4 protein-coding genes are annotated in these 2,768 nt (G+C 33.6%); 1 reads left to right on the top strand and 3 read right to left on the bottom strand.

What is annotated here, in order from left to right; genetic code table 11:
- Positions 1 to 472 (top strand): hypothetical protein (locus SOY52_RS04295; protein WP_320847747.1); only part of this gene is annotated, 472 nt, incomplete at its 5' end.
- Here SOY52_RS04295 and SOY52_RS04290 read toward each other — a convergent pair.
- The 3 genes from SOY52_RS04290 to SOY52_RS04280 all read right to left on the bottom strand — a co-directional run.
- Positions 459 to 1,034, bottom strand: coding sequence for a 3'-5' exonuclease (locus SOY52_RS04290; RefSeq protein ID WP_320847746.1), 576 nt, complete (start codon positions 1,032 to 1,034; stop codon positions 459 to 461). The genes SOY52_RS04295 and SOY52_RS04290 overlap by 14 nt on opposite strands.
- Positions 1,034 to 2,218 (bottom strand): mannose-6-phosphate isomerase, class I, encoded by a 1,185-nt coding sequence (gene manA, locus SOY52_RS04285; protein WP_320847745.1) that lies wholly within the window; start codon positions 2,216 to 2,218, stop codon positions 1,034 to 1,036. The genes SOY52_RS04290 and manA overlap by 1 nt, the downstream gene beginning before the upstream one ends.
- A gap of 87 nt (positions 2,219 to 2,305) precedes the next feature.
- Positions 2,306 to 2,768 (bottom strand): Na+/H+ antiporter NhaC family protein (locus tag SOY52_RS04280; protein ID WP_320847744.1); only part of this gene is annotated, 463 nt, incomplete at its 5' end.

The raw sequence follows: 2,768 nt of genomic DNA, 5'->3' as shown, positions 1-2,768 counted from the left end.
AAAAGTAAATGAAAAGTCAAAGTACTATTTACTCTTACTTTCAATAATGCCTCTAGGATTAACTTATATTCTTTCAAAAACAGAACTAAGTAATAAAATAGCGGTTGCATTCAACATTGGAGTTCCAATTTATATTTTATTAATTGTTTTACATAGTTTTGGACTAGTTATACCTTTTGAAGCTTTGATTCTTTTTATTTTAAGTATAGCAATGCTTTTTATTGCACTTTTAATAAGAGATGAAAAGAGCAAGGTTAAAATTACATTAAAATATGTAAGTAACAATGTAATATACAATAAGCTTCAAAAGTTAGGCTTTATTATGTTTTTTACCCTTTTCATTGAAATGTTAGTGCTGTCAATTCTTGTGCTAATAAAAATATTATCACCGGTAATATCTGTACCAGTGATAATTATTACAGGTTTTATTTTCTCTCTCTTAATACTCAAGATGAGTATTAAAGAGAAATAGTTTTAGGATATCGACTACCTTTATATTGCAGGTAGTCGTCTAAATCTTCCTTATCTTTTATTGCCTCTCTTTTAAGTATGTAGCAAAAAAGAAGACCACAAACATATGCATCATCAGCTGCATTATGAGCATTGTATGTGATATCCAATAGCTCAGGAACAATTCGAGTTAGAGAATAACTACTGTGAAAAGGTAGTAATTTTCTACTCATTTGCAAAGTACAATAGTATTCATATTGTGGAACAGTAATACCATATGAAGCCAAAGTACCTTTCAATACATTGATATCAAAAGCGGCATTATGCGCTACTAGAGGATTTAAGCCAATAAACTCTTTAATTTCAGGCCAAAGCATATCAAATGATTCTGCACATTTAATATCATTTTCACATAATCCATGAATAGCCATACATCTAGGATCAAAGAATAATATTTTTGGCCGAATAAGGGTGTAGTACTGGTCAAGCACTTCACCCTTTTCATTCATTTTTGCAAGTCCAATAGAACAAGCCGAGTTACAATATTGGTTTATTGTTTCAAAGTCGATTGCAACAAATTCCATCAGAGTATCTCAGGTACAACTGCTTGGAAGACTTTACCACTTACTCGAACATGGTACTCTTCATCGCAAGATGGAACAAAGCAGCATTCACCTTCTTTTAGTTCAATGTGGTCATTTGAAGTACCAACTCTAGCAACACCATCTGTACATAAGATTAAAGAAGGAACAGCTTCATTAATATCGTAAGTACCACTCTTTAATACTAAAAGATTAAAATCATCTGTTGGTGTTTCAATCTTTTCTCTTAAGAAGCGGTCAGTACTCTTTTTACATACATCAGGTTTAGTTGCTTCTTTAGTCATAACACTCATTAATTCAGGTACATCAACCTTCTTATGTGTTAATCCCCCTCTTAATACGTTATCAGAAAGGCTCATTAATTCAACACCATTACCTTTTACATATGCATGTAATACTGTTGGCTTAAGATATACAGCTTCACCTGGGCGGAGATGAATAATATTTAATAAATATGGAGCAAGTACACCTGGATCTACACCATAGAGAGGATATACATTTTCAACTATTCCACGTGCAGAAAGGTATGAACCATTTATTATTGACTCCTCTCCGCTTTTATCTAGGTTATTAATTAATTCATCAACAACACACTTTAATAAATCCTTTTCAAGAGTATATAAACGATAGAAAAGATCTGCTATATCCTTTGCAGACTCAAAATAAGCTTCATATGAGGATGGAATTAACTTTTTTAAGTTATAATTAATATCCTCAAAGCTTCTAAAGCCACACATTGCAGTAACAGGTGTTAAAGCATATAAGACCTCTGCTTTTTGGTTATCATCTTGATAATCTAAATCTTTTGGTAAAACTCCATTTTTTCTCAATTCTTCTTCTTTTTTAAATCCAGCCTTAGCTTGTTCACGTGTAGGATGACACTGAATTGATAATGGGGTTCTAATTGCTAGGACCTTCAAAAGTAAAGGAAGCTTTTCCCCTAAACGATCAATACAAATCTTTCCCAAATACTTTTTTGGATCACTTTTAATAAGATCAGAAAGAAGTGTTCCATCTTCTAATACTGCTTCACCAGAAGGATGAGTTCCAAACCACGCTTCAGCTTGTGGCTTTCCATTTGATTCATATTTAAATAAGGAAGGTAGGAAATCTATGCTTCCCCAATCATATTCCTTTATTACGCCTTTTATTTTTTTAATTTCCATAGTTGTACCTCTTTTATTATTTTAGCATAGGATAATGAAAATGCACCATGAATCATGGTGCATTTTTTAGTCACTACGTAGTAACAATCAATCTTTCAAAACCTTTGGAAGGAAAACCATTGCTAATACAAAACAGATTAATGATGTAATCCAAGCAGCAATAGCTGAAAGAGTGAAGCCTCCAACAATAAAGCCAATAAAAGCACATGCAGCAACTGTTACAGCATATGGAAGCTGAGTTGCAACGTGTTCAAGGTGAGGACAACCTGCACCTGTTGAAGAAAGGATTGTTGTATCAGAAATTGGGGATGCATGGTCACCAAATACAGCTCCTCCAAGTACTGCACTTACACAAATAAGTGTCGCATTTAAAGCAGCGTTACTAACAAGACCTTTGCTTGCACTTAAGCCTACAGCAATTGGCATTACAATAGGAATCATGATTGCAAAAGTACCCCAAGATGTACCTGTAGCAAATGCAATTAATGCAGAAAGCACAAATACTATTGCAGGTACAAGAGCGAGAGGGAAGCCACCTCCTACAACGACC

Origin of the sequence: Bullifex sp. (assembly GCF_034103065.1) — a bacterium.
Classification (GTDB): Bacteria; Spirochaetota; Spirochaetia; order Sphaerochaetales; family Sphaerochaetaceae; genus Bullifex.
This window is presented reverse-complemented; position numbering and strand designations above follow the sequence as displayed.

Bases quoted from the DNA above. Each gene is read 5' to 3' on its own strand.
- SOY52_RS04290 (WP_320847746.1), bottom strand. From the start codon at position 1,034: ATGGAATTTGTTGCAATCGACTTTGAAACAATAAACCAATATTGTAAC.
- manA (WP_320847745.1), bottom strand. From the start codon at position 2,218: ATGGAAATTAAAAAAATAAAAGGCGTAATAAAGGAATATGATTGGGGA.